Consider the following 22577-nt stretch of genomic DNA (forward strand, 5'->3'; position numbering starts at 1 on the left):
GACGAAAGCGAGAGACTTCGATGCAGGCTCGGGACATCATGACGACGCCGGTGGTCACAATCGCCACCTCTGCCTCGGTCGCCGAAGCGGCCGATCTGATGCTGACCAGGAACATCCGCTGCCTGCCGGTCGTGGGAGACGACGGATCGCTGGCTGGCATCATCAGCGAAGGCGATTTCCTGCGCCGGGGCGAACTTGGCACCAGACGGGCGCGGCCTCGCTGGCTGGAGTTTCTTGTCGGTCCAGGCAAGCTCGCCGACGAGTATGTCCGTTCGAGCGGCCGCCGGGTGGCCGAAGTCATGACCGCCGCCGTCGTTTCGGCAGCGCCAGACGCTTCGCTTGCCGACGTCGTCGAACTCATGGCAACCCACGACATCAAGAATGTGCCTATCCTTGACGCGGATAAGATCGTCGGCATCGTCAGCCGCTCCGATCTGATGCGCATCCTGCTCCGCACTCTGCCCAAATCAGGTTCCGCGACTGTCGACGACGAGGTGATCCGCAAGAACATTCTTGCCGAGCTGCGGGGGCAGTCTTGGAGCGTCGGCGGCGACCTTATCGGCGTCACCGTCGATCAGGGAGACGTTGAGCTGAGCGGCGCCATCTTCGACGAACGTCAGCGAAAAGCTGCCGTGGTTGCGGCCGAGAACGTTGCCGGGGTCAAGAAGGTCACGGACAAGCTCTTTTGCGCCGGGCCATTCTCGGTGGTGCTTGTCTCCTGAAGACCGTCGCGCTTCCGGCGCACGCACTCAAATCGCGGACAACGGCATCAGGGGGCGAACCAACAGCAGCGCAAAGACAATGAGCGCCGCGCCGGCGATGGCGTCGGCCATCCTCTTGCCGCCGCTCAACCGCCCGCCCAGCAGCAGCCACATCGATCCGGTCACTGCCGTGATCACGAGCAGCGCCATCCAGGCGATGCCCAGCGCCGCCGCCTCGATGTCCATCGGCACGATGGCCACGCAATAGATGAACGCCTTCGGATTGAGGGCGGTGGTTGCCAGGATGGAGGTGCCGCCGCCGTTTTTCGTTGCCTCGGCGCGCTTGGCCGTCAACAGGCGAAAACCAAGGATCACCAGCCACGCGGCGGCAACCAGCTGAACCATCTGAATAGTGGCAGGCGGCACCAGGGAACGCAGCGAAAGCCAGAAGGCTGCCGCGATCCCGTATCCGCATGCCTGCGCGGCAAGCAGCGTGGTGGCGTTCTGCCGCTTGACGGCGCCTGCCGCCAGAAGAGCGTTGGTCGGCCCCGGCGCGGCAAAAAGCAGAAATGCTTCCAGAAGATGCAGATTGTCCAAACTGCCCGCCTCGTGCATGAACCTGTCGACTGCAGAAGTCCCACCGGCGTCGACTGTCGTCAACGCCTCCCGTGGTCGTCATCACAGGAGCCGCCTGTTCTCGGCCGGGTAGCCCGGGAGGCTCACCGCGGCACCCATCAAGGCCGCGGCGTCGGCGCTCGATCAACGGATAGACTGCAAACGCGCAATCAAGTCGCCATTGCGGCAATAGGCCGGCGGATGATCCGCATGCTCGGTTTCGTCGAGCCAGGCCGCGCATTCATCCTGGTGACCGCAGGAGCGGCACCGGTCCACGGCGCGATTGGTGACGGCGACGTGATCGGCCACGACCCGCAACTGCCGGTCGACGCCCATTTTCTGCATCATGCGTCCCATCAAGGCGATTCTGGCGTCAACGCCCATCAGATAATCGAGAAAGCTCATGCCGACACACTCCTCAGGCGACAATCATTGCCATCCTGGCGGCGCGCGGCATTGATCTCGATCAACCCGGTGAACCCGCCGGCCTAAATTAGCCCGTCGTACCGAACATCGCGCCAATGCCGGCCGTCAGGGCCATTGCCAGCGCTCCCCAAAAGGTGACGCGAGCTGTCGCCTTCCACATATTGGCGCCGCCGGCCCTCGCGCCGATTGCGCCCAGCACCGCCAGGAACAGCAACGATGCAATCGAGACAACGGCAACAAGTCTCGAGGGCGGCGAAATCAGCACCATCGCCAGAGGCATGACCGCACCGATTGAAAACGCCGCCGCGGAAGCCAGCGCGGCCAGGATGGGTCGTGCGGCGGTTGCCTCGGAAATGCCAAGCTCGTCACGAGCATGGGCGCTGAGCGCGTCCTTGGCCATCAACTGGTCGGCCACCTGCAACGCCAGGCGAGGCTCCACGCCCCGATCGATATAGATCTGCGCAAGCTCCTGTCTCTCGAATTCCGGCTGGGTGGCCAGTTCCTCCCGCTCACGGGCGAGATCAGCCTTCTCGGTGTCGGCCTGGGAACTGACGGATACATATTCGCCCGCGGCCATCGACATGGCGCCGGCCACAAGGCCGGCGACACCCGCCACGAGGACACTGGCCGTGGTGGCGTTGGCGGCCGCAACCCCGATGATCAGGCTGGCCGTCGAAACAATGCCGTCATTGGCGCCGAGCACGGCGGCGCGCAGCCAGCCAATGCGCGACACAAGGTGATTTTCAGCGTGAAGGCGGCTCATGATCGCGGCGATGAACAGTTGAATATTGCCATTGTATTGCCTCCACCTGGAAAAGCGCAGGAATGCAGCTTCATGCTTCGTGATCGGAGCAAATGCCCTGATCCAAGTCAAACGGCTGCATGGATTTGCCGGCGCGACACTTTCCGCGGGCCAAGCCGCGCTGACAGCCAGCTGTCAGCTAACTCGTGAGATAGTGCGGTGAGAAGGCATGCGACGGTCCGGCCGTTGCGCGCCCTGAAGCCGGGATGCAATGCTTATGAAACAGATCGCCCTATCGCTCTTCGTGATCGCCTCGTCGGGCGCCTATGTCTGGGATCAGGCAGGCACACCGCCGGCCAACGACCTGGTCGATATGGATGGCGCCGCCGATGCCGCGACGCAGGGCACTTCGCAGTCGTTCGTTCCACCCGCGTCGGCAGATCCGGTCATGGCGCGGGCGAAGTCTCAGCGCAAGATTTCCCAGGATGCGCCGCGGGAGCCGGTCCCACAGAGGCCGGTCGACGTCAAAGCGGACACCACGGCGTCGATCGCAACCGTTCCAAAGCCGGCGCCGGTCATCGTCAGTCCGCCGCAGGTCGCGAAGCTGGCGCCTCCGCCACCGAAACAAGATCCTGCGCCGGCAGCCGCGAGTGCGCCCACGCCGGATGCACCGACATTCGCGGCTACCCCTGCGGTGTATATACCGATCCCGCAGCCGCGACCCACATATCCGCAGGCCGCGCGCGTCATTCATACCGGCATGAAGCTCGCGGTTCATGGCTACGCCGACGGGGTCTACACCGGCCCCGCGGCCGACGCCTATTACGGCATCATCCAGATCCAGGCGCTCGTCCAGGGCGGCCGCCTGACGGCGCTCAAGGTCCTGAAATATCCCAATGACCGCCGCACTTCAGTCAGCATCAACCGACAGGCGTTGCCCATGCTGCGCGACGAGGCGATCAGCGCGCAAAGCGCCGATGTCGACATCGTCTCGGGCGCCACGCTGACCAGCAAGGCCTTTATCCAATCGCTGGGCGGCGCCCTGAAGAAGGCGTCATCGTAATTCCATGCGCGAGACGCGGATCATGATGGGCATGCCCATCACCGTCGACCTTGGCGGCGCGGCCGGCAACCTCGTCGCGAGGGTCTTCGACTATTTCGACGATGTCGACCGGCGTTTCAGCACCTACCGGCAGGACAGCGAGATCTCAGCCATAAACCGGGGCGACATTCCGGTCCGCGACTGGAGCGGCCAGATGATGGACGTGATGCGGATCGCCGAGCAGACCAGAAGGGAAACCGCCGGCTATTTCGATATCCACAGGCCCGACGGCGCGCTCGACCCTTCCGGCATCGTCAAGGGCTGGGCTGTCCGCAACGCGGCCGAGATTGTGCGTAGGGCCGACGTCGGCGACTTCTTCATCGAGGCGGGCGGCGACATCCAATCCTGCGGCAGGAATGCTTCCGGCCGAGACTGGAGCGTCGGCATCCGCAATCCCTTCCACACGGACGAGATCGTCAAGGTGGTCTATCCGCATGGACATGGCGTGGCCACTTCCGGAACATATGCGCGCGGGCAACATATCTATAATCCCCACGCGGTTCATGACCCTCTCAGCGACATCGTCAGCCTGACCGTCATCGGCTCCGATGTGCTCGAGGCGGACCGCTTCGCCACCGCCGCCTTTGCAATGGGCCGGGACGGCATCCTCTTTATCGAGCAGACGCCGGGGCTCGAGGGATATCTCATCGACAGCAACCGCCGTGCCACGCCGACAAGCGGCTTCGGAGCCTTCTGCCAGTCATGATCAAGACCCTCGACCGTCTTCTCGACCACCTTACAATGTACCGGCTGGTGCTCTACTACCTGGCGGCCCTGCTGATCGCCGCCTTCCTCTTCAGCTTCCTGAAGCTTGTACCGCATGATCCAACAGCGCTGGCCTTCACGACCGCACTGGTGCTGGCCACGTGCTGGATCACCAACAAGGTTTTTGCGCGCATCTTCGAGGTTCCGGCCAACGGCGAGTCTGTCTACATTACCGCGTTGATCCTGGCGCTCATTCTCGATCCGATTGCTCCCACCGAAGCCAAGGCCATCGGCGCCGTGGCGTTCGCGTCGGTCTGGGCGATCTCGTCGAAATACATCCTGGCCGTCGGCGGGAAGCACCTGTTCAATCCGGCCGCCCTTGGCGTCGCGCTGACAGCGCTCCTGCTCGATCATCCCGCCACATGGTGGGTGGGCGGCAACATCTGGCTCTTCCCCCTGGTGCTTGCGGGCGGCGCTCTTGTGGTGCGCAAGCTGCGCCGGCTCGATCTCGTGGCCACGTTCCTCGCAGTTGCGCTGGCGACGATACTGGCGACCACCGACCCATCCCAATATGGCACCGCTCTCGCGGAGACCTTCAGTTCGTCGCCGCTGCTGTTCTTCGCCTTCGTGATGCTGACCGAGCCGCTGACGGCTCCGACGACACGCTGGCCGCGCATCGCCTTTGCCGCCATCGTCGGCCTTCTGTTCGCGCCCAACATCCATATCGGCTCGTTCTATTTCACACCCGAGCTCGCTCTCCTGGCGGGTAACCTCTTCGCCTACGCCGTGAGCCCGAAGGGCCGGTTCGTGCTGACTTTGGAACGCATCGAGCAAACTGCCGTCGACAGCTACGACTTCATCTTCAAGTCGCAGCGAAAGCTCGCCTTCCAGGCGGGCCAGTACCTTGAATGGACACTTGGCCTCGAGCGCTCCGACAATCGCGGCAACCGCCGCTACTTCACGGTCGCCTCATCGCCTACCGAGCAATCGGTGCGGCTTGGCGTCAAGTTTTATCCGCAGTCGAGCGCCTTCAAGCAGGCGCTGGGCGGCATGAAACCCGGCGCCACGATCCACGCATCGCAACTGGCCGGCGATTTCACGCTTCCATCCGATCCGGACACCAAGATCGCTTTCCTGGCCGGCGGCATCGGCATCACGCCGTTCCGTTCGATGCTGCAATATCTGGTCGATCGCAAGGAGATGCGGCCCATCGTCGTTCTCTACGGCACAGAGGGACAAGACGACATCGCCTATCGAGACGTGCTTGGCCGGGCGAAACGCGAACTGGGAATAACGACGTTCCATGCGGTAGCCAAGGGTGCTGAGCGCGGGCAGTACCCGGGCTATATCGACGCTCGCCTGGTACGCCTCACTTTGCCCGACTACCTCGAGCGCACCTTCTACATCTCTGGGCCGCAGATCATGGTCAAGGCGCTGCGCGGGAAGCTGCTGGCCATGGGGGTTCGCCGTTCCAGAATCAAAGTCGACTATTTCCCCGGATTCGCGTGAACGCTCAACCATGCCGTGGCAGGTGGATGGTTACCGCCAGACCGGAGTTGGCATTGGCCATTTCGAGACGGCCGCCATAGGCTTCGACGATATCCGAAACGATCGCCAGGCCGAGGCCGTTGCCGCCGCCCTTGCTGTCGAGCTGAACGCCACGCACCAGAGCGGCGTGCAGGGCGGCCTCGGGAATGCCCGGTCCATCATCGACGACCTTGATGATCACCTCGCCAGCGCTTGCCGATGCGCTCACACGAACCTGGGAGCTTGCGAAACGCGTCGCGTTCTCCACCAGATTGCCGAGAATCTCGGATAGATCGCCCTCGTCGACCGGCGCGATGAAATCCTCGGCGGCATCGATGACGAATGAGAGCTGCCTGCCCCTCGGCGTGCGCTTGACGACCGCGACCACGCCGCTCGCCACTTCACGGACAAGGCAAGCGGCATCGCCGGAAACGCCGGGCGCCAGACGAGCGCGTGCCAACTCCCGCTCGACATGACGGCGAATCGCGCTCGCGCTCTTCTCGATTTCGTCGGCAAGCTCGCTTTCGCCTTTCTTGCGCAGGGTCCGGATGTCGGCGGACAGGACCTGCAGCGGCGTCTTGAGGCCGTGCGCAAGGTCGGTGGCGCGCGAGCGCGCCCGAGAGAGGGCTTTCTCCTGGGCGTCGAGCAGACGGTTGATCTCGTCGGCGAGCGGCTGCACTTCGCTCGGCGCGGCCACGTCCAACCGTGCCGTCCGCTGCGCGATCACGTTCTTGACGGCGATCCTCAGGCTTTCCAGCGGCGCCAGGCCGACGGTGATCTGGATGAAGAAAGCTCCCATCAGGGCGGAGGCCAGCACAATGAGGGCCGGCGCAAGGTCACGGACATACTCGCCGACGGAAACTTCCACATTGCGATGATCTTCCGCCACCACGGCGCGAAAGGCCCGCCCGTCCGCATCGGTGATCGTGCGAATGACGGCGACGGTGAGCTCGCCGCCGGGCCCCTTGAGTTCTTCCTTCCGCAGTTCGCCATAGCCTGCCTGTTTGGGCAGGGCCAGCGTCGCATCCCACAGTGAGCGTGATCGAACGAGGTTGTGGGTGGCCAGGTCTTCCACTTGCCAGTAGTGGCCGGACAGCGGATTGGAGAAGCGTTGGTCGGCCAGCGTGGACGCCACTAACAGACGGCCATCGGCCGTGAAGCTCGTCGCGGCGATCAGTTCGTTGAGATCGTCCGTCAGCTCACTGACAACACGCCTCTCGACGTTCAGTTCGAACAGATAGCGAAGACCGAAACCGGCGATGGCAAGGGCGATGACGATCGATATCGCCGCAGCCGACCAGAGCCTGAAACGGATCGAATTGCGCATCAATCCGGCCCGTCGGGGACAAAGTAACCGAAACCGCGACGCGTCTCGATGATCTTGCTGCCAAGCTTGCGCCGCAGACGCGCGACGATGACCTCGATCGTGTTGGGATCGCGTTCGTTGTCGGAACTGTACAGATGCTCGGCAAGCTCGGTTGACGCGACCACACGGCCGGCATGATGCATCAGGAACGCGAGAAGCCGGTATTCGAGCGGCGAAAGCGCCACCGGAACGCCGCGAAGCGATATGCGCATCTGGCGCGTGTCGAGCAGCAAAGGGCCCGATTTCAGCACCGGTGCCGCCTGCCCGCTCGATCGGCGCAGGATGGCTCGCAGCCGCGCCAGCAGCTCCTCCATTCTAAAAGGTTTCGGGAGATAGTCGTCGGCGCCCGCGTTGATGCCTTCGACGCGCTCGGTCCACAGCCCCCTCGCCGTCAGGATGAGGACGGGAAAGCGACGGCCATTGGCGCGCCAGCGCTTCAGCACCGTGAGGCCGTCGAGCTTCGGCAGTCCGAGGTCGAGAATCGCCGCGTCGTAGTTCTCGACATCGCCCGCAAACCAGGCCGCTTCGCCATTGTCCACGATGTCGACAGCCATGCCCGAAGCCTTCAGGACCGCCGCGATGTCGGCCGCGATGCGCGGTTCGTCTTCAGCCACGAGGATCTTCATCTGTGGCCGCCTTCATCACCCTTGACACCACCCGCCCCGGCATCGACGTCAACGATCCGGCGCCTGCCGTCGGCGGCGACCACCTGGAACCGATAAATCCATTTGCCTTCGGCGCGAATGAGATCGACCGAAACGATCTCGCCGGGAGCCTTGGCGCGCACGATGGCCATGATGTCGGCAAGACCCTCGATTTCGCCGCGCTCATGGAGATCGCGGGCCCGATCGTGATCATCGTCGTCATCCTGCGCCCTGACGGCCGACGGCAGGGCCATCACAAGCGCGGCCACGCCCAGAGCTGCCAGGCTAATCGATACGGTTTTCATGGAAGGGAGCTGTCGCATGCGGAAGCTGTCAAACCGCTGTCAATCATCGTCAGCCACCGGCAAGGGCCACATCTCTATCAAGGGCCGACGCGCCCGATGACGGGTGCGCGGAGAAGGATACGAAACCATGCGCAACTTTCCTGTCTTGCTTGTCGCCCTTGGCGGCCTGGCCGCCTTTGTCATACCCGCCGCCGCGGAATCCGACCATGGATCATGCGCGGCCGCACCCGCAGCTTCTTCCGCAACAATCGACCTCGAGTCCATCCCCGTGATGGGTGTCACCGGTCCCAAGTCGGTCAAAGGTGTCGGAGACGACGAATGCGGCGACGGCAAGACTGTAACCGGCGCGCGCAGTGATCGGGAAAACGAGGAAATCGGCGACAGCGACGACTGAGGGCCGATCGAGCGGCCAACGACCATCAATCCTCCTGGAGAATCTCCGCAATGCCCGAAATTCAGCATATCCACCCCATGCTCGTTCATTTCCCCATCGTGCTCATGTACGCGCTCGTGATCATCGACCTTGCCGCGCTCACCCACCGCAGCGCCGTGACGACGCGCTCGGGCATAGGGACGATTTCCACCTTTGCCGCCGTCGGCGCAGGGCTGTTTGCCGTCTGCACGTGGTACTTCGGCGGCATGGCCCTCGACCACGCGGAGGCCGCCGGCTTCAGCAGCGAGATAGCGGAAATCCACGAAGGCCTGGGTGGGATCAGCGCCCTGACCTTTCTGGGCTGGGGCCTGCTCCGGCTTGTCCTGTGGGTGCGAAATCGTGAGCTGGGCACGCTGGCCCCGGCCATTCCCGCGATTGAGATAGCCGGCGCGGCGCTGGTCACCGTAACGGGTTATTATGGCGGGCAACTGGTCTACGACCTTGGCGTGAACGTCACCAAGGCCGCGGTCGGGGGGTGACTTTTCGATGCTCGACGTCGATCCGCCGCCATACAGGAAGCGCGCTCTTCCACTTCTAGACCGGTGCGAGTGGCGCCCAGCGGCGGTCATCGAGCTGCCTCCCCCAGCTTAACCCGCGGCGCGGCCCGGTCTGGCTGCAGCTCGATCCAGATGTGGACCAACCGCTTTTCGTCTGCGCTTGCCGCGGCTGCCATGGGCGAAGAGCCAGCTTTTGGTGACCTCCGACACAAGCACGTATAGCGCGGTGATCGCGAGCAGCCCGGCCAGCACCGGTCCTGCCAGGGGCACAAATCCGAACCAGCCGGCGAACGGGGCAAAGGGGATGGCGATGGAGATAATGCCGACGCCGAGGGTCAGGCCCGCGAGCAAATGGCTGGGACGGCTGCGCCACAGCCTTTTGTGGGTCCGCACGACGAGCACGATGGCAAGTTCGGTGAGTACGGATTCCACGAACCATGCGGTCTGAAACGTGGCCGCCGTGGCCTGAACGACCAGAAGAAGGAACGCGAAGGTCGCAAAGTCGAACAGGGAGCTCACCAGCCCGAAGCTCACCATGAAACGCCTGACGAAACGGATGTCCCAGTGACGCGGCCTGCGCACCTGTTCGGCATCGACATTGTCACCCGCGATCGCCAGAGCCGGGATGTCGGAGAGGAAATTGTTCAGCAGGATCTGCTTTGCCAGCAGCGGCAGGAACGGCAGGTAGAGCGAGGCCGCCGCCATGCTGATCATGTTGCCGAAATTGGCGCTGGTCGTGATGGAGATGTATTTCATCGTGTTGGCGAAGGTCTTTCGGCCGTCATCGACACCCCGCACCAGCACACCCAGGTCGCGCTTCAGCAAGATGATGTCCGCAGCCTCGCGCGCGACATCCACGGCGGTATCGACCGAGATGCCGATATCTGCTTCGTGAAGCGCCGGCGCGTCGTTGATGCCGTCGCCAAGATAGCCGACGACGTGGCCGCTCCGGCGCAGCGCCTCGACAATCCGCTCCTTCTGGTTCGGATCGATTTCCACGAAGAGATCGGTATGGCGCACACTGGCGAGAAGCCCATTCTTCGTCAGTTTCGACAGGTCTTCGCCGGTCATGATCCTGGCGGACCGGAGGCCCACAGCCTCAGCCAGGTGCGCGGCGACATAGCGGTTGTCGCCGGAAATCACCTTTACGCCAATGCCGCGGTCAGTAAGCGCCGACAGCGTTTTCCGCACCCCCTCTTTCGGAGGATCGAGAAAGAGCAGGAAGCCCGCGAAGGCCATTCCGGTTTCGTCGTCACGGCTGAAGCCAGCCTTGTCCTGAAATCTCCGGATCGCCAGGCCGAGAACGCGATATCCTTGCGCGCTCCAGCGCCTGAATTTCTCGTCGATCGCCTGGCGCTCTGCCGCGCCAAGGGGTGTCAAGCCGTGCGGACCTTGAACGAAGCCACACGCCTCGACGACGTTCTGGACGGCTCCCTTGGTGATGAGGATCTGTTCGCGCGAGCTGTCCTGCGTGGCGACGGACAACCGCTTGCGGACAAAATCGTAAGGGATCTCGTCGATCTTGGTGAAACCGGACAGATCCTCGTGGTCATGCGGCGCACTCGCAATTGCCTCGTCCAGAGGATTCTTCAGCCCTGTCTGCAAGGTCGCGTTCAGCAGCGCCCAAAGCAGGACGTCCTTCGAAGCGGTGCCCTCGACATCGAACGATCCATCGAGGTGAATGACGCCCTCCGTCAGCGTTCCTGTCTTGTCGGTGCAGAGCAGGTCCATGCTGCCGAGGTTCTCGATCGCGTCGAGGCGACGCACGATGACGCCGCTGGCGGCCATGGTCCGCGCGCCTTTGGCCAGGGTGACGCTGATGATTGCGGGAAGCAGTTCAGGCGTCAGGCCGACGGCGAGGGCAAGCGAAAACAAAAGGGATTCGATCAGCGGCCGGTTGAGCATCACATTGGCGAAGAACACCACGATGACGATCGCAAGCATGATCTCGGTCATCAGGAAACCGAACATTCTGATGCCTCGGGCGAACTCGGTTTCCGGGATCCGCCGCTCCAGGGCTTCGGCGATCGACGCGAACTCGGTCCGCGCTCCCGTGGCGACGGCAAGCACCTTCGCCGTTCCGCTGCGAACCGAGGTGCCGGTGAACACGGCATTGGTCCGTTGCGCGATGCCGGCTTCGGGCGCGGAGCGGCCGGCGGATTTCACGACGGGAAAGGTTTCGCCGGTCAGGACGGATTCGCTGACGTTGAAATCCCGCGACTCCAGGACGACACCATCGACGGGGATGAGATTTCCCGCCGACAAGCAGATGACGTCGCCAGGAACGATGTTCTCAACATCGACAGTCCGTTCGAAGCTGTCCCGAAGCACGGTGGCCTTGCGGGAGATGCGCTGCTGCAGCGCCTCCATGGCACGAGAGGCGCCATATTCCTGGGTGAAGCTGAGAATACAGCTGGCAAGCACAATCGCGCCGATGATCGCTGCTTCATGACCTTCGCCGACGAACACCGACACGGCGGCGGCGAAGACCAGGATCAGGACCAGCGGGCTGCGAAACTGGCGCGCGAGCACAGCCAAAGCCGGTCGGTTCGACCGAGGCACCAAGGCGTTTCGTCCGAATTTGGCAAGCCGGGCCGCCGCATCCGCGCTCAGCAATCCGGAAGTGGAGGTCTCCAGTTGTCCGACCAGCCGATCTGCTTCAAGCGACCAGTAGGCCTGCTTGGCGATGTCGGGCGCGCGGCCGGTCGACTGCGGTTCGGTGGGCCGGACCGCCGCCCGTTCCGTCGGATCGGCTCCACCGGTCACCATGGCCGACCGATCAGTTCGACAACAGGCGATTGATATTGCTCTCGCCGATGAGCGTGCGTGTGACGCCGCCGAAGGCCCATTCCCGCAGCCGGCTGTGACCATAGGCGCCGGAGACGATCAGATCGGCGTGGATTGAGCGCGCGAACGCTACCAGCCTGTCGCCATCCGCTTCGCCGGCGATCACTTCGGTTCGCGCCATGACGCCATGCTGCTCCAGAAACACCGCGACGTCGGCGAGGCTGTTTCGCACATCTTCTCCGGACTCGGTTTCCATCGTGGCGACGACGACTTCATTGGCTTTCGCCAGAAACGGCAAGGAATCGGACAAGGCCCTTCGCGCTTCCCGGCTGTCCTTCCAGGCGACAAGGACGGTCTTGCCCAGGAGATGCTCGGCATTGCCCGCCGTGACCAGCACGGGGCGACCGGCGCCAAGCACGAGGCTACCGACATCGACGGCACGGAAGACATCCTCCCCGCCCTCGGCGGTCACGATGAGATCGGCCGAGCGGGCCGCAAGGCCGAGGGCGCGGGTCGGGCCGCAAATGTATTGCGTCCATTCGCTGCTGACCGAGCCAGGGACGAGCTTCTCGAAGATATCGCGCAATTCGGCAAGGCGCTTCTCGATCTCGGTGCGCTGGACCTGCATGACCTCGCCTTCGTAGACCAGGCCCTCGCCCGTGGACACCAAAGGCGGGACGTCCGCGGCGGCAAGGCCGACGAGGTGGGCATCGAAGCGCTGCGCCAGCTCCGCCGCCAGCTTCACGATCGGCGCGGGGTCTGTATCAACGGCCAGATTGACGATTATCGTTTTATAGGACATGCAGGCACCTCGCTCGGAACGCGGAATGCTCTGTCACTTGCATTGTGCGAGCTTGGGGCGCCTTGATACAGATCAAATCGTCGCGGCGGCGCGGCTGTTTGGCGGGCGGAATGATGCGTGCTAAATCGGCGGCCGCTGCTGTTTCTCGATCCGGAGACCGCTCGTGAGCAAGACGGAACAAGGCCGGCCAGAAGCAGCCAAGCCATCGCCGCTGGCCCTCGATATCTTGCCGGAACACGAGCTTCTCGCCCTGATGTTCGACCAGGCTCCAGGCTTCATAGCCTTGCTCAGCGAGCCGGACCACGTCTTTCAGCTGACCAATGCCGCGTTTCAGCACTTGATCGGCCAGCGGCAGGTTATCGGCAAGTCGGCTCGCGAGGCCTTGCCCGAGCTGGAGGGCCAGGGATTCTTCGAATTGCTCGATCGCGTCTGCGAAACCGGCGAGCCTTATGTCGGCCGCAACGCCAAGATCATCCTGCGCAACGATGAAACCGGCCTTGCGGAGGAGCGCATCCTCGATTTCGTCTACCAGCCCGTCAGGGCAAAGGATGGCCCGATCACCGCAATCTTCATTCAGGGCACCGACGTCAGCGATCTGTCATTCGCCAACGCCGCGCTGCAGCTGCGCGAGGATCACCTGCGTTCGATCCTGGCGACAGTCCCCGATGCGATGATCGTCATCGACGAAGGCGCCAACATCCAATCCTTCAGCACGGCGGCCGAAATATTGTTCGGCTACAAGGCCGGCGAAGTCATCGGACGAAACGTCAAGATGCTGATGCCCCCGCCGTACCGGGAGCAGCACGACGCATACATGCAGCGCTACCTGACGACGGGAGAACGCCGCATTATCGGTCTCGGCCGAACGGTAACCGGGATGCGCAAGGACGGGTCGACCTTTCCGATGGAGCTAGCGGTCGGCGAAATGCATCCGGGAACGGGCCGCTTCTTCACTGGCTTCTGCCGCGACCTTACGGAGCGCCACATAACGGAAGCCAGGATGCAGGAACAGCAGCAGGAATTGCTGCACATGGCCCGTTTCACCGCCCTTGGCGAAATGGCCTCCACATTGGCACATGAGATAAACCAGCCCCTGACGGCGATCACGAACTATCTCAAGGGCAGCCGCCGTCTCCTCGAAAAGAGCAAGGACGAGAATGCCGCAATGTTGCGGGAAGCCGTCGAGAAGGCCGCCGAACAGGCGTTGCGTGCCGGCGACGTCATCCGCCGTCTCAGGGACTTTGTCGCCAGGGGCGAAAGCGAGCGTCAGGTGGAACGCCTGTCGGCGCTCATCGAGGATGCTTCATCGCTGGCCCTGTTCGGCGCCAGGGAAGCGGATGTGAGCGTCAGTTACGATCTCGATCCGTCGGCCGAACTGGTCTTGACCGACCGAATCCAGATCGAGCAGGTATTGCTGAACCTGATGAGAAACGCCGTGGAGGCCATGCAAGGCGCGCCCCGCCGCGAATTGCACGTCGTCACCAAGGCGCGACATGACGCGATGGCGGAGATCGGCGTGATCGACACCGGCCCGGGGCTGGCGCCCGAGGTTTCTGCCCAGCTTTTCCAGCCTTTCGTCACCACGAAGAAGCAGGGAATGGGGGTAGGTCTGTCCATTTGTCGCACTATCGTCGAGTCGCATGGTGGTCATATTTGGGCCGAGTCGATGCCCGGCGGAGGAACCGCGTTCCGGTTTACCTTGCGCGCCGTAGAGAAGGACGAGGTTGCCCGTGGCCAATGATGTCGTTCATGTCGTCGATGATGACGTCGATGTCCGCAAGTCGCTGGGTTTCCTTCTCGCGACAGCCGACTTTGCCGTGCGTCTGCATGAGTCGGCGACCGCATTCCTGGCACCGGAACCGAAGGAGATCGACGGCTGCATCGTCACCGATGTGCGTATGCCCGGCATTGACGGCATCGAGTTCCTGCGGCAGCTGAAGGCGCGCGGCCTGAATGCGCCGGTGATCGTGATGACAGGTCATGCCGACGTCGCCCTCGCCGTGCAGGCGATGAAGGAGGGTGCTGCCGATTTCATCGAGAAGCCATTCGACGATCAGGTGCTCATCGATGCCATTCGTTCCGCCCTGGACCACCGCAGCCAGCCCATCGCGGCGCACCCGCAATCAGCCGGGATTCGAAAGAACCTTGCGACGCTGTCGGAGCGGGAGCGCCAGGTGCTCGACGGCCTTGTTTCGGGACTGCCGAACAAGACGATTGCCTATGATCTCGGGATCAGTCCGCGGACCGTTGAAATCCATCGCGCCAATGTCATGAGCAAGATGGGCGCCAGCAGCCTCTCGCATCTGGTGCGCATGGCCTTGATCGCCGATCCGAAGAGCTGAAGCGGATTGAAGCGAAGCGGTTCAAGTCCTTGTTTCCGCTGCATGCCGCCCTGAAAAGCTACACGCCAGAGGGCGCGCATCAGTGCGGATTCTGCGGGAAGCCAAGCTGGTGCTCCTCCGGATTCCAGACACGCCAGTGGGTCGGACGTATGTCGACCCGAGCCCCTGTCGCGACATTCTTCCAGCCCACCGGCGCCTTCTCGCAAGGGAACACAAGCGCGTGCACGCCATCGTCGTCGATGACGGCCAGTTCGAGGTTGCGGCCGGGTGGCGCGCTTGCGATCGGATTCCACATTCGGCCAGTGTGATCGAAGATTCGCTCCGCGCTTTGATTTGAGTCACATTTTTTCGGCCAGAAGGCCCCTCGGCGCGAATCGGGGCCGTTGAACGGGCATGGTTCGGCTCTTTCATCCGGATCGCTCCTTCTTGCGGCTTGTTTGACGCGGATCAACGATGGCTGCTCATGCCGGTGCTTTGATGCCGGCCTCGACAGGTCGCATGAATTGCAATGCGGTCGCGGTCGACCGTGTCAAACGCGGGACGTCGCGAAGCGGATGGGTCAGTTCAGCGAGGATGCCTGTCGAGCAGGTCCGCCGACCTCTCTCTGGCGCGTGCTGGAATACCTGCGGTGAAAGAGCGGAGGCGGCGGCACTTGTTGCCCAATCGACCTTTAAGGAGAAAAGCCATGGCTGAGGCCGCTACCAAACTGCCCGTGAGAACAGAGAAGAACGTTCCCGCCCGATCGGATAACTGGGCGGGACCTTTCGAGAGCCTGCGACGCGAAATCGACCGGCTCTTCGATGACTTTCATCCCTTCGATTTCCATCTGCCCGCCACCCGTTCGCTCTTCGGCAGGGAATTCCCCGCGAAGTTGCGCGGTGAATGGCCCGTGGCGCCGGCGATGGACCTGGTGGAAAAGACGAACGAGTACGAGATCACGGCGGAACTGCCGGGCATCGACGAAAAGAACGTCGACATCAAGCTCGCCAACAACGTGCTGACGATCAAGGGCGAGAAGAAGGAAGAAAAAGAGGAAAAGGAGAAGGACTACTATCTCTCGGAGCGCCGCTACGGCTCCTTCCAGCGCTCGTTCCGGCTGCCCGAAGGTGTAAACGCCGACAAGATCGACGCCAGTTTCACCAAGGGCATTCTGACTGTGAAGCTGCCCAAGACGGCCGAAGCGCAGAAGGCCGAGAAGAAGATCACCGTCAAGGCTGCCTGAAGCCACGAATTGGTCATTTCCTCAGTGCATCGGGCCGGTGCACTGAGGAGCCTTCCCCGCAACCAGGCCTCATTTCTTTGGATCCGAAGGTTTCCCTGCGGCCTCGGCTTGATGCTCCGCGATTTCGAGCTTCTGCCTCTCGCGCGCAAGCAGATTCTCGATCACCCGCCGCTTCTGCGGGTCGGTTTCTGCGGCAAGCAAGTCTTCGAAATGGGCAATATTAGCCCGTGCAATGAACCGGTCCACGACTACCCTCAATGCAGGCTGTTCATCATTCCTACTCCAAATATCGCGGTCATCCACTTTTTTTGTGAAACAAAGGCCCGCGAGGTGAAGCCACCTCCAGTCGCATTGTCTCGACCGCCGGAGGCATCCCGGAATTGACATAGCTCAAAGTGAGGTCCTCGCATGCCTCGTATGGTGTCGGCCAGGTAGGTCAACGCGCTACCCAAAACGGATTTCGGCTGCACAGGAGCTCGACATGAATTACCAGCGGTTTTTCGAGGATGCGATCGACCAGCTCCATGCGGAGCGGCGCTACCGCGTCTTCGCCGACCTCGAGCGCATGGTGGGCAAGTTCCCGCGCGCCATCTGGCGTTCCAACGGCCGGGCCCAGGAAATCACCGTCTGGTGCTCCAACGACTATCTCGGCATGGGCCAGAACGAGGATGTGATTGCCGCCTTCCAGACCGCGGCCGGCAAGATGGGCTCGGGCGCCGGCGGCACCCGCAACATCTCCGGCACCTCCAACCCGCTGGTCGAGCTGGAGCAGGAGCTTGCCGACCTGCATGACAAGGAGGCAGGGCTCGTCTTCACCTCCGGCTTCGTCTCCAACGAGGCCTCGATCTCGACCATCGCCCGGCTTTTGCCCAACTGCCTGGTGCTCTCCGATGAGCTCAACCATGCCTCGATGATCGAGGGCGTGCGCCGCTCCGGCGCGGAAAAGAAGATCTTCCGCCACAACGACGTCGCGCATCTGGAAAGCCTGCTGCAGGCAGCCGGGCGCGAACGCGCCAAGCTGATCGTGTTCGAGAGCGTCTATTCGATGGACGGCGACATCGCGCCGATCAGAGAGATCGTCGAGCTGGCCGAGCGCTACAACGCCATGACCTATATCGACGAGGTGCATGCGGTGGGCATGTACGGACCGCGCGGCGGCGGCATCACCGAGCGCGAGGGCCTGGCCGACCGCATCGACATCATCGAGGGAACGCTGGCCAAGGCCTTCGGGACGCTCGGCGGCTACATCACCGGCACCAGCGCGGTGATCGACGCGGTGCGCTCCTATGCGCCGGGCTTCATCTTCACCACCGCGCTGCCGCCGGCGATCGCGGCGGCAGCCACCACCTCGATCCGCCACCTGAAGCGCTCGCAGGCCGAGCGCGACGCGCAGCAGCGCCAGGCGGCGCGCACCAAGCAGGTGCTTGCCGCGGCGGGCCTGCCGGTGATGGTATCGGCCACCCATATCGTGCCGGTGCTGGTCGGCGACCCCGAGCTCTGCAAGATGGCGAGCGACCGGCTGCTTGGCGTGCACGGCATCTACATCCAGCCGATCAACTATCCGACGGTGCCGCGCGGCACCGAGCGGCTGCGCATCACGCCGACACCGTTCCATTCCGACGCGCTGATCGCCGAACTGCAGGACGCGCTGGTCGAGACCTGGGATGCGCTCGGCATCCCCTATGCCGGCTCAGGCCGCCCCGCCGTCGCCAAGACCGACCGGATCATCCCGCTGCTGGTGAACAAGGCAGGCGGCTGAAATCCGGGACGTTGAACTTGTCCGGAGCGATGCGCCGTTCCCAGCAAGGGAGAACTAAAAGTCGAAGGATAACGAGGATGACACACGCAGTTTCACACACTTCGATCACACATGCCGCCCAGCAGGCGCAGCAATGGGTGAACGAGCTTGCCAGGGACCTGGACTGGAACGAGCAGAGCGCGTTTCGCCTGCTGAAGGCGGTCCTGCATACCTTGCGCGACTGGCTTTCGCCGGAGGAAATGGCCGACCTGTCGGCCCAGTTGCCGACGCTGATCAGAGGCATCTATTTCGAAGGGTGGAACCCGGCCGAACCGACGTGGGAACGCAAGAAGAGCGACTTCGTCATTTGCGTCCGCAACAGCTTTGGCTACGAGCCGGAGATCGATGCCGACAAGGCGATCGGAGCGGTGTTCCGGCTTCTCAACCGACATATTTCCCATGGTGAGATCGTCCAGGTCCGAAACTCGATGAAGAAGTCACTGCGCCACCTGTGGCCGGAGGAATGACGATGTTTCGCGATCGCCAGGAGGCGGGGCAGAAGCTCGGAGCATCGCTGGACCAGCTTCAGCTGAAGGACCCGATTGTGCTCGCCTTGCCGCGAGGCGGCGTCCCTGTGGCCGCCGAGATAGCCAAGGCCCTCAAGGCGCCGCTGGACCTGGTGATCGTTCGAAAGGTCGGAGCGCCGGGCAATCCGGAACTGGCCGTGGCCGCCATCGTGGACGGCGAGCCTCCCGACGTCGTTCTCAACCGGGAAATCGTGGAGGCATACGCCCTCGATGACGGCGCGCTTCGTGTCCTGATCGCGCAGGAGCGCCCCGAACTGGAACGGCGACGGGCGGTTTATCGTGGGAAAGACCTGCCCCTGTCGGTGACGGGCAAAACGGTGATCATCGTTGACGATGGGGCGGCGACCGGAACGACGATGAAGGTCGCCATTCGCGCGTTGAAGCGACGTTCGCCGCGAAAGATCATCGTCGCGCTTCCCGTGGCGCCGGTGGACACCGCGGACGAGCTCGCGCAGGAAGCGGATTTGATCTGCCTCAATCAGCCTGCACGTTTTCGGGCGCTGAGCTATTATTACGGCAACTTCCCGCAGCTCTCCGACAACGAGGTTCTGGATATCATGGCCCTCGCCCGCGGGAATGCCGACGAAAGAAGGCGCTCCGGCCAGCACACCGCGAAAAGATCGCGGCGCGAGACCGGCAGCTAGGGGTCCCGCCGATGCAGATCCGCGCATTGTCCACTCTGGAATGCACCAAACTGCTGACGGCCAATCGCGCCGGCCGGCTGGCCTGCGCGAAGGACGGGCGGCCCTACGTGGTTCCGTTCCATTACGCGCATGCGGACAACCACCTCTATGCCTTCTCGTTGCCGGGCAAGAAGATCGACTGGATGCGCGCCAATCCTCTCGTGTCCGTGCAGGTCGACGCCCCCGGCACGGGTCACGGTTGGAAAAGCGTCATCGTCACCGGCCGTTATGAGGAACTCCCCGATCGGATCGGACACGAGGCGCAGCGTGACCATGCATGGTTCGTGCTGAGCAAGCACTTCGACTGGTGGGAGCCGGGCGCGCTCAAGCCGGCCGCTGCCTCGGATTTGGAGCATCTGCCCCACGTGTTCTTCCGCGTCTCCATCGCCGAAGTTTCGGGCCGCGAAGCGTTGGAGAGCTAGCCTTACATGGCGAGGCCATGCGGAAGCCGCGCCAAGCCGACCGCTGGCCGAAGCGGTTGGCATCGTATGCCGCCAATCTGAGGTAGCCGCCATGGACACGCTCATTGCCCGGCTCGGGGTCGCCTTGGCAATAGGCCTGCTCGTCGGGCTGGAACGCGGCTGGAGAGAGCGCGATGCGCCCGACCGCAGCCGGACAGCCGGCATTCGCACCTTCGGCATCGCCGGGCTTCTCGGCGGCCTGCTTGCGGCATTGGCCGAAGCGCTCAACGCAATTTCGGTGTTGGTTGCAGGCTTCCTTGCCTTCGCTGGCATTTTCGCCTGGTACAAGGCACGCGAAGCCGCGCATGACGAGGATTTCAGCGTCACAACCGTTATCGCGGGCCTGGCCGTCTTTACGCTTGGCGCGCTCTGCGTGGCGGGCGATTTTCGCGTTGCCGCCGCGGGAGGCGCAGCGCTCGCGGCGCTCCTCGCCAGCCGCGAAATCCTGCATGGGCTTCTGAAACGTCTGACCTGGATCGAGCTTCGCTCGGCACTGGTCCTGGCGGTGATGACCGCCATAATCCTGCCCCTGCTGCCGGACCGTCCATTTGACCCATGGGGCGGCTTCAACCCGCGGGAGATCTGGCTCCTGACGGTGCTGATGGCCTCGATTTCCTTCGCTGGTTATGTCGCGGCGCGCGTCCTCGGAAACGCCCGCGGTCTGATTGTGAGCGCGCTCGCCGGCGCTGTGGTCTCATCGACCGCCGTCACCCTGTCACTGGCCCGCACGGCCAATCGGTCGGACAATTCCTTGTCCTTCGCCGGCGCGGCTTCGCTGGCCGCTATGATCTCGATCTTGCGTGTCTGCCTCGTGGTTTTGATACTGGCGCCGCCGGTGACCGCCTTCATCGCCATACCCGCGCTCGCAGCCGCGCTGACACTCGGCGTCTGCGGAACGATTGCGCTGGCGATTCGCGGCAGCAAGCCAGAGAGCTCCGGCGCAACGCGCAATCCGTTCGAACTGGTACCGTTGCTGATCTTTGCGCTGCTGTTCGCGGGCGCCTCGACAGCGAGCGCCGCGTTGGCGTTCCAATTCAAGGAACAAGGTCTGCTGGCGAGTTCCGCGATCGCGGGCGCGTTTGACGTCGACGCTTCGGTGCTCAGCGCCATACGGCTGGTCAAGCAGTCGATGCCGATCGAAACCGTTGGACATGCGGTGCTGACGGCGCTGATGGCGAACGCAATCGGACGCCTGTTTCTGGCCGTATTCGCGGGTCCGGTGAGATTCTGGTTGCCCCTGGCCGGCGTGACCTTGACCGCCGCTGCCGCGGGCTACGGGGCCATGCTGCTTCGGTAGGGTTGTCGCGGCCGTGACGCTCGCACTGGGATCATTCTGATTTGACCCGTATCAAAGCTGCCGGCCCGCTTTCCTGTTGAATGGCCCCCATCATTGCAAAGGTGGGAGGGCCTCATGGCCACAACAGACATCAACGTCCCTATCCGGGAAAGAGTCGCGACCCCGGCTTCGGCGAAGCTCCGGCTGGGGTCGCTGACCGCGCTCGTCATCGGCTCCATGGTCGGCTCGGGCGTCTTCAGCCTGCCGCAGAACATGGCGACCGGCGCCGGTCCGCTCGCGATCCTGATCGGTTGGGCCATCACGGCGGTCGGCATGCTTGCGCTGGTGTTTGTCTACCAGTCGCTGGCGGTGCGCCGTCCCGACCTCGACGCCGGCCCCTATGCCTATGCCAAGGCCGGCTTCGGTCCGTTCGTAGGCTTCAACAGCGCCTGGGGCTATTGGATCAGCGCATGGGTCGGCAACGTCTCCTACGCGGTGATCGTTTTCAGCGCACTGTCCTATTTCTTCCCCGCCTTCGGTGACGGAAACACGTGGCAGGCGGTGCTCGGGGCATCGATCCTGCTGTGGCTCATCCACATTCTGATCCTGGCGGGCATCCGTCAGGCGGCGGTCGTCAACACCATCGTGACCGTGGCCAAGATCGCACCTGTCGTCCTGTTCGTCGGGATCGTGGCCGTCGCGTTCAAGCTCAATGTCTGGACACTCGACTTCACCGGGCTCGGCAACGCCTCGCTCGGCACCATCGCCGCCCAGGTCAAGAGCACGATGCTGGTGACGCTGTGGGTGTTCATCGGCATCGAAGGCGCCAGCGTCTTCTCCGCCCGGGCGGAGCGCCGCAAGGACATTGCGACGGCAACTGTGCTCGGCTTCTTCACCTGCCTCGCGCTCTATGCGCTGGTCTCGCTGCTTTCGCTCGGCATCCTGAGCCAGCCCGAACTTGCCGCCCTGAAGAACCCGTCGATGGCGGGCGTGCTTGAGGCGGTCGTCGGACCCTGGGGCGCCGTGCTCATCAATCTCGCGCTCGTCATCTCGGTCATCGGCGCCTTCCTGAGCTGGACGCTGCTTGCGGCGGAGGTTCCGCATGTCGCCGGAAAGGACGGGACCCTGCCGAAGTTCTTCGGCCGGGAAAGCGAGCGCGGCGTTCCCTCGACGTCGCTGCTGATCACCAACCTGCTCGTCCAGGCCTTCCTGGTGATCACGCTCTTTGCCCAGAGCACCTACCAGGCGCTCTTCTACATCGCTTCGACCGCGATCCTGGTGCCTTATATTTTCTCCGGAGCCTTCGCCGCGAAACTGGCATTGACCGGAGAAAGCTACCAAGGCGGCGAAGGGCGCACCGGACCGCTCGTCGCCGGCGTGCTGGCAACGATCTACGGGCTGTGGCTCGTTTATGCGGCGGGGCCCGCGTACCTGTTCATGTGCGCGATCCTCTATGCCCCGGGCATCATCTTCTACGTATGGGCTCGCCGTGAGGGCAACCAGCGTGTCTTCCAGCCGGTGGAAGCCATCATCGCCGTCGCGCTCGTCGCAGTCGCAATCCTTGCCGTCTACGAGATGTGGACCGGCGCTGTCAGCGCGCTTTGAGAGGTCATGCA

Annotated in this window: 25 protein-coding genes; 15 read left to right on the plus strand and 10 right to left on the minus strand. The window is 63.4% G+C overall.

Annotated elements, in window-relative coordinates; translation table 11 throughout:
* Positions 1 to 20: 20 nt before the first annotated feature.
* Positions 21 to 722 carry a CBS domain-containing protein gene (locus EJ069_RS19320; RefSeq protein WP_126062667.1) on the plus strand — a complete coding sequence of 234 codons (702 nt, stop codon included), beginning with the start codon at positions 21 to 23 and terminating at the stop codon, positions 720 to 722.
* Between the two features lie 27 nt (positions 723 to 749).
* On the opposite strand, the gene EJ069_RS19325 is transcribed toward EJ069_RS19320, so the two are convergent.
* From EJ069_RS19325 to EJ069_RS19335, 3 genes are all read right to left on the minus strand, one after another.
* The gene (locus EJ069_RS19325) at positions 750 to 1361 is read right to left on the minus strand and encodes a hypothetical protein (RefSeq protein ID WP_245456189.1); all 612 of its coding nucleotides are present in this window, start codon (positions 1359 to 1361) and stop codon (positions 750 to 752) included.
* Positions 1362 to 1460: 99 nt separating this feature from the next.
* Positions 1461 to 1721, minus strand: coding sequence for a DUF6455 family protein (locus EJ069_RS19330; RefSeq protein WP_126062668.1), 261 nt, complete (start codon positions 1719 to 1721; stop codon positions 1461 to 1463).
* An 88-nt stretch (positions 1722 to 1809) separates the two neighbouring features.
* Positions 1810 to 2505, minus strand: coding sequence for a VIT family protein (locus EJ069_RS19335; RefSeq protein ID WP_126064802.1), 696 nt, complete (start codon positions 2503 to 2505; stop codon positions 1810 to 1812).
* 256 nt (positions 2506 to 2761) lie between these two features.
* Between EJ069_RS19335 and EJ069_RS19340 the strand changes: the two genes are divergently transcribed.
* The 3 genes from EJ069_RS19340 to EJ069_RS19350 are packed head-to-tail and all read left to right on the plus strand — an operon-like array spanning position 2762 to position 5800.
* Complete coding sequence (locus tag EJ069_RS19340; protein ID WP_126062669.1) at positions 2762 to 3547, plus strand: FMN-binding protein; 786 nt, start codon at positions 2762 to 2764, stop codon at positions 3545 to 3547.
* 22 nt (positions 3548 to 3569) lie between these two features.
* Positions 3570 to 4292, plus strand: a complete 723-nt coding sequence (locus EJ069_RS19345; protein WP_245456193.1) for an FAD:protein FMN transferase — start codon at positions 3570 to 3572, stop codon at positions 4290 to 4292.
* On the plus strand, positions 4289 to 5800 hold the full coding sequence (locus EJ069_RS19350; RefSeq protein ID WP_126062671.1) for an RnfABCDGE type electron transport complex subunit D: 1512 nt from the start codon (positions 4289 to 4291) through the stop codon (positions 5798 to 5800). The genes EJ069_RS19345 and EJ069_RS19350 overlap by 4 nt, the downstream gene beginning before the upstream one ends.
* A 4-nt stretch (positions 5801 to 5804) precedes the next feature.
* On the opposite strand, the gene EJ069_RS19355 is transcribed toward EJ069_RS19350, so the two are convergent.
* Genes EJ069_RS19355 through EJ069_RS19365 form a run of 3 tightly spaced genes read right to left on the minus strand, consistent with a single transcriptional unit; the run spans position 5805 to position 8133 of the window.
* Positions 5805 to 7145, minus strand: a complete 1341-nt coding sequence (locus EJ069_RS19355) for a HAMP domain-containing sensor histidine kinase (RefSeq protein WP_126062672.1) — start codon at positions 7143 to 7145, stop codon at positions 5805 to 5807.
* The gene (locus EJ069_RS19360) at positions 7145 to 7810 is read right to left on the minus strand and encodes a response regulator transcription factor (RefSeq protein WP_126062673.1); all 666 of its coding nucleotides are present in this window, start codon (positions 7808 to 7810) and stop codon (positions 7145 to 7147) included. Before EJ069_RS19360 ends, EJ069_RS19355 begins: the two co-directional genes overlap by 1 nt.
* A complete protein-coding gene (locus tag EJ069_RS19365; RefSeq protein WP_126062674.1) occupies positions 7807 to 8133 on the minus strand; it encodes a PepSY domain-containing protein in 327 nt (108 codons plus the stop codon). The genes EJ069_RS19360 and EJ069_RS19365 overlap by 4 nt, the downstream gene beginning before the upstream one ends.
* A gap of 127 nt (positions 8134 to 8260) precedes the next feature.
* Between EJ069_RS19365 and EJ069_RS19370 the strand changes: the two genes are divergently transcribed.
* Together EJ069_RS19370 and EJ069_RS19375 are read left to right on the plus strand one after the other, a co-directional pair.
* Entirely contained in the window at positions 8261 to 8527 is a 267-nt protein-coding gene (locus EJ069_RS19370) for a hypothetical protein (RefSeq protein ID WP_126062675.1), read from the plus strand.
* Positions 8528 to 8577: 50 nt separating this feature from the next.
* Complete coding sequence (locus tag EJ069_RS19375; protein WP_126062676.1) at positions 8578 to 9045, plus strand: DUF2231 domain-containing protein; 468 nt, start codon at positions 8578 to 8580, stop codon at positions 9043 to 9045.
* 108 nt (positions 9046 to 9153) lie between these two features.
* Here the strand turns inward: EJ069_RS19375 and mgtA are convergent, their stop codons facing one another.
* Together mgtA and EJ069_RS19385 are read right to left on the minus strand one after the other, a co-directional pair.
* Positions 9154 to 11832 (minus strand): magnesium-translocating P-type ATPase, encoded by a 2679-nt coding sequence (gene mgtA / locus EJ069_RS19380; protein WP_126062677.1) that lies wholly within the window; start codon positions 11830 to 11832, stop codon positions 9154 to 9156.
* Between the two features lie 10 nt (positions 11833 to 11842).
* Positions 11843 to 12652 carry a universal stress protein gene (locus tag EJ069_RS19385; protein ID WP_126062678.1) on the minus strand — a complete coding sequence of 270 codons (810 nt, stop codon included), beginning with the start codon at positions 12650 to 12652 and terminating at the stop codon, positions 11843 to 11845.
* Positions 12653 to 12905: 253 nt separating this feature from the next.
* Here EJ069_RS19385 and EJ069_RS19390 point away from each other — a divergent pair, with 253 nt between their 5' ends.
* Both EJ069_RS19390 and fixJ read left to right on the plus strand, forming a co-directional pair.
* Positions 12906 to 14393, plus strand: a complete 1488-nt coding sequence (locus EJ069_RS19390) for a PAS domain-containing sensor histidine kinase (RefSeq protein WP_126064803.1) — start codon at positions 12906 to 12908, stop codon at positions 14391 to 14393.
* The gene (gene fixJ / locus EJ069_RS19395; protein ID WP_126062679.1) at positions 14383 to 14994 is read left to right on the plus strand and encodes a response regulator FixJ; all 612 of its coding nucleotides are present in this window, start codon (positions 14383 to 14385) and stop codon (positions 14992 to 14994) included. The genes EJ069_RS19390 and fixJ overlap by 11 nt, the downstream gene beginning before the upstream one ends.
* Positions 14995 to 15073: 79 nt before the next feature.
* Here fixJ and EJ069_RS19400 read toward each other — a convergent pair whose 3' ends face one another.
* On the minus strand, positions 15074 to 15289 hold the full coding sequence (locus EJ069_RS19400) for a hypothetical protein (RefSeq protein WP_126062680.1): 216 nt from the start codon (positions 15287 to 15289) through the stop codon (positions 15074 to 15076).
* 390 nt (positions 15290 to 15679) lie between these two features.
* On the opposite strand from EJ069_RS19400, the gene EJ069_RS19405 reads away from it, so the two are divergent.
* A complete protein-coding gene (locus tag EJ069_RS19405; protein ID WP_126064804.1) occupies positions 15680 to 16216 on the plus strand; it encodes an Hsp20/alpha crystallin family protein in 537 nt (178 codons plus the stop codon).
* A 69-nt stretch (positions 16217 to 16285) separates the two neighbouring features.
* Here EJ069_RS19405 and EJ069_RS32835 read toward each other — a convergent pair whose 3' ends face one another.
* A complete protein-coding gene (locus EJ069_RS32835) occupies positions 16286 to 16462 on the minus strand; it encodes a hypothetical protein (RefSeq protein WP_189475880.1) in 177 nt (58 codons plus the stop codon).
* A gap of 235 nt (positions 16463 to 16697) precedes the next feature.
* On the opposite strand from EJ069_RS32835, the gene hemA reads away from it, so the two are divergent.
* From hemA to arcD, 6 genes are all read left to right on the plus strand, one after another.
* Entirely contained in the window at positions 16698 to 17975 is a 1278-nt protein-coding gene (gene hemA, locus EJ069_RS19410; protein ID WP_126062681.1) for a 5-aminolevulinate synthase, read from the plus strand.
* A gap of 77 nt (positions 17976 to 18052) precedes the next feature.
* Positions 18053 to 18481, plus strand: coding sequence for a DUF2267 domain-containing protein (locus EJ069_RS19415; protein ID WP_126062682.1), 429 nt, complete (start codon positions 18053 to 18055; stop codon positions 18479 to 18481).
* 2 nt (positions 18482 to 18483) lie between these two features.
* The gene (locus tag EJ069_RS19420; protein WP_126062683.1) at positions 18484 to 19185 is read left to right on the plus strand and encodes a phosphoribosyltransferase; all 702 of its coding nucleotides are present in this window, start codon (positions 18484 to 18486) and stop codon (positions 19183 to 19185) included.
* An 11-nt stretch (positions 19186 to 19196) separates the two neighbouring features.
* Positions 19197 to 19646: a pyridoxamine 5'-phosphate oxidase family protein gene (locus EJ069_RS19425; RefSeq protein WP_126062684.1), complete on the plus strand. Its 450-nt coding sequence runs from the start codon at positions 19197 to 19199 to the stop codon at positions 19644 to 19646.
* Positions 19647 to 19737: 91 nt separating this feature from the next.
* Positions 19738 to 20982, plus strand: a complete 1245-nt coding sequence (locus EJ069_RS19430; RefSeq protein WP_126062685.1) for an MgtC/SapB family protein — start codon at positions 19738 to 19740, stop codon at positions 20980 to 20982.
* 114 nt (positions 20983 to 21096) lie between these two features.
* Positions 21097 to 22566, plus strand: a complete 1470-nt coding sequence (arcD, locus tag EJ069_RS19435; RefSeq protein ID WP_126062686.1) for an arginine-ornithine antiporter — start codon at positions 21097 to 21099, stop codon at positions 22564 to 22566.
* The last annotated feature ends 11 nt before the right edge of the window (positions 22567 to 22577 follow it).

Source organism: Mesorhizobium sp. M2A.F.Ca.ET.043.05.1.1 (genome assembly GCF_003952445.1).
Classification (GTDB): Bacteria; Pseudomonadota; Alphaproteobacteria; order Rhizobiales; family Rhizobiaceae; genus Mesorhizobium.

Excerpts from the sequence above, each read along its gene's own strand:
- EJ069_RS19320 (WP_126062667.1), top strand. The coding sequence starts at position 21 with ATGCAGGCTCGGGACATCATGACGACGCCGGTGGTCACAATCGCCACC.
- EJ069_RS19330 (WP_126062668.1), bottom strand. The coding sequence starts at position 1,721 with ATGAGCTTTCTCGATTATCTGATGGGCGTTGACGCCAGAATCGCCTTG.
- EJ069_RS19335 (WP_126064802.1), bottom strand. The coding sequence starts at position 2,505 with ATGAGCCGCCTTCACGCTGAAAATCACCTTGTGTCGCGCATTGGCTGG.
- EJ069_RS19340 (WP_126062669.1), top strand. The coding sequence starts at position 2,762 with ATGAAACAGATCGCCCTATCGCTCTTCGTGATCGCCTCGTCGGGCGCC.
- EJ069_RS19345 (WP_245456193.1), top strand. The coding sequence starts at position 3,570 with ATGATGGGCATGCCCATCACCGTCGACCTTGGCGGCGCGGCCGGCAAC.
- EJ069_RS19350 (WP_126062671.1), top strand. The coding sequence starts at position 4,289 with ATGATCAAGACCCTCGACCGTCTTCTCGACCACCTTACAATGTACCGG.
- EJ069_RS19355 (WP_126062672.1), bottom strand. The coding sequence starts at position 7,145 with ATGCGCAATTCGATCCGTTTCAGGCTCTGGTCGGCTGCGGCGATATCG.
- EJ069_RS19360 (WP_126062673.1), bottom strand. The coding sequence starts at position 7,810 with ATGAAGATCCTCGTGGCTGAAGACGAACCGCGCATCGCGGCCGACATC.
- EJ069_RS19365 (WP_126062674.1), bottom strand. The coding sequence starts at position 8,133 with ATGAAAACCGTATCGATTAGCCTGGCAGCTCTGGGCGTGGCCGCGCTT.
- EJ069_RS19370 (WP_126062675.1), top strand. The coding sequence starts at position 8,261 with ATGCGCAACTTTCCTGTCTTGCTTGTCGCCCTTGGCGGCCTGGCCGCC.
- EJ069_RS19375 (WP_126062676.1), top strand. The coding sequence starts at position 8,578 with ATGCCCGAAATTCAGCATATCCACCCCATGCTCGTTCATTTCCCCATC.
- mgtA (WP_126062677.1), bottom strand. The coding sequence starts at position 11,832 with ATGGTGACCGGTGGAGCCGATCCGACGGAACGGGCGGCGGTCCGGCCC.
- EJ069_RS19385 (WP_126062678.1), bottom strand. The coding sequence starts at position 12,652 with ATGTCCTATAAAACGATAATCGTCAATCTGGCCGTTGATACAGACCCC.
- EJ069_RS19390 (WP_126064803.1), top strand. The coding sequence starts at position 12,906 with ATGTTCGACCAGGCTCCAGGCTTCATAGCCTTGCTCAGCGAGCCGGAC.
- EJ069_RS19400 (WP_126062680.1), bottom strand. The coding sequence starts at position 15,289 with ATGTGGAATCCGATCGCAAGCGCGCCACCCGGCCGCAACCTCGAACTG.
- EJ069_RS19405 (WP_126064804.1), top strand. The coding sequence starts at position 15,680 with ATGGCTGAGGCCGCTACCAAACTGCCCGTGAGAACAGAGAAGAACGTT.
- hemA (WP_126062681.1), top strand. The coding sequence starts at position 16,698 with ATGAATTACCAGCGGTTTTTCGAGGATGCGATCGACCAGCTCCATGCG.
- EJ069_RS19415 (WP_126062682.1), top strand. The coding sequence starts at position 18,053 with ATGACACACGCAGTTTCACACACTTCGATCACACATGCCGCCCAGCAG.
- EJ069_RS19420 (WP_126062683.1), top strand. The coding sequence starts at position 18,484 with ATGTTTCGCGATCGCCAGGAGGCGGGGCAGAAGCTCGGAGCATCGCTG.
- EJ069_RS19425 (WP_126062684.1), top strand. The coding sequence starts at position 19,197 with ATGCAGATCCGCGCATTGTCCACTCTGGAATGCACCAAACTGCTGACG.
- EJ069_RS19430 (WP_126062685.1), top strand. The coding sequence starts at position 19,738 with ATGGACACGCTCATTGCCCGGCTCGGGGTCGCCTTGGCAATAGGCCTG.
- arcD (WP_126062686.1), top strand. The coding sequence starts at position 21,097 with ATGGCCACAACAGACATCAACGTCCCTATCCGGGAAAGAGTCGCGACC.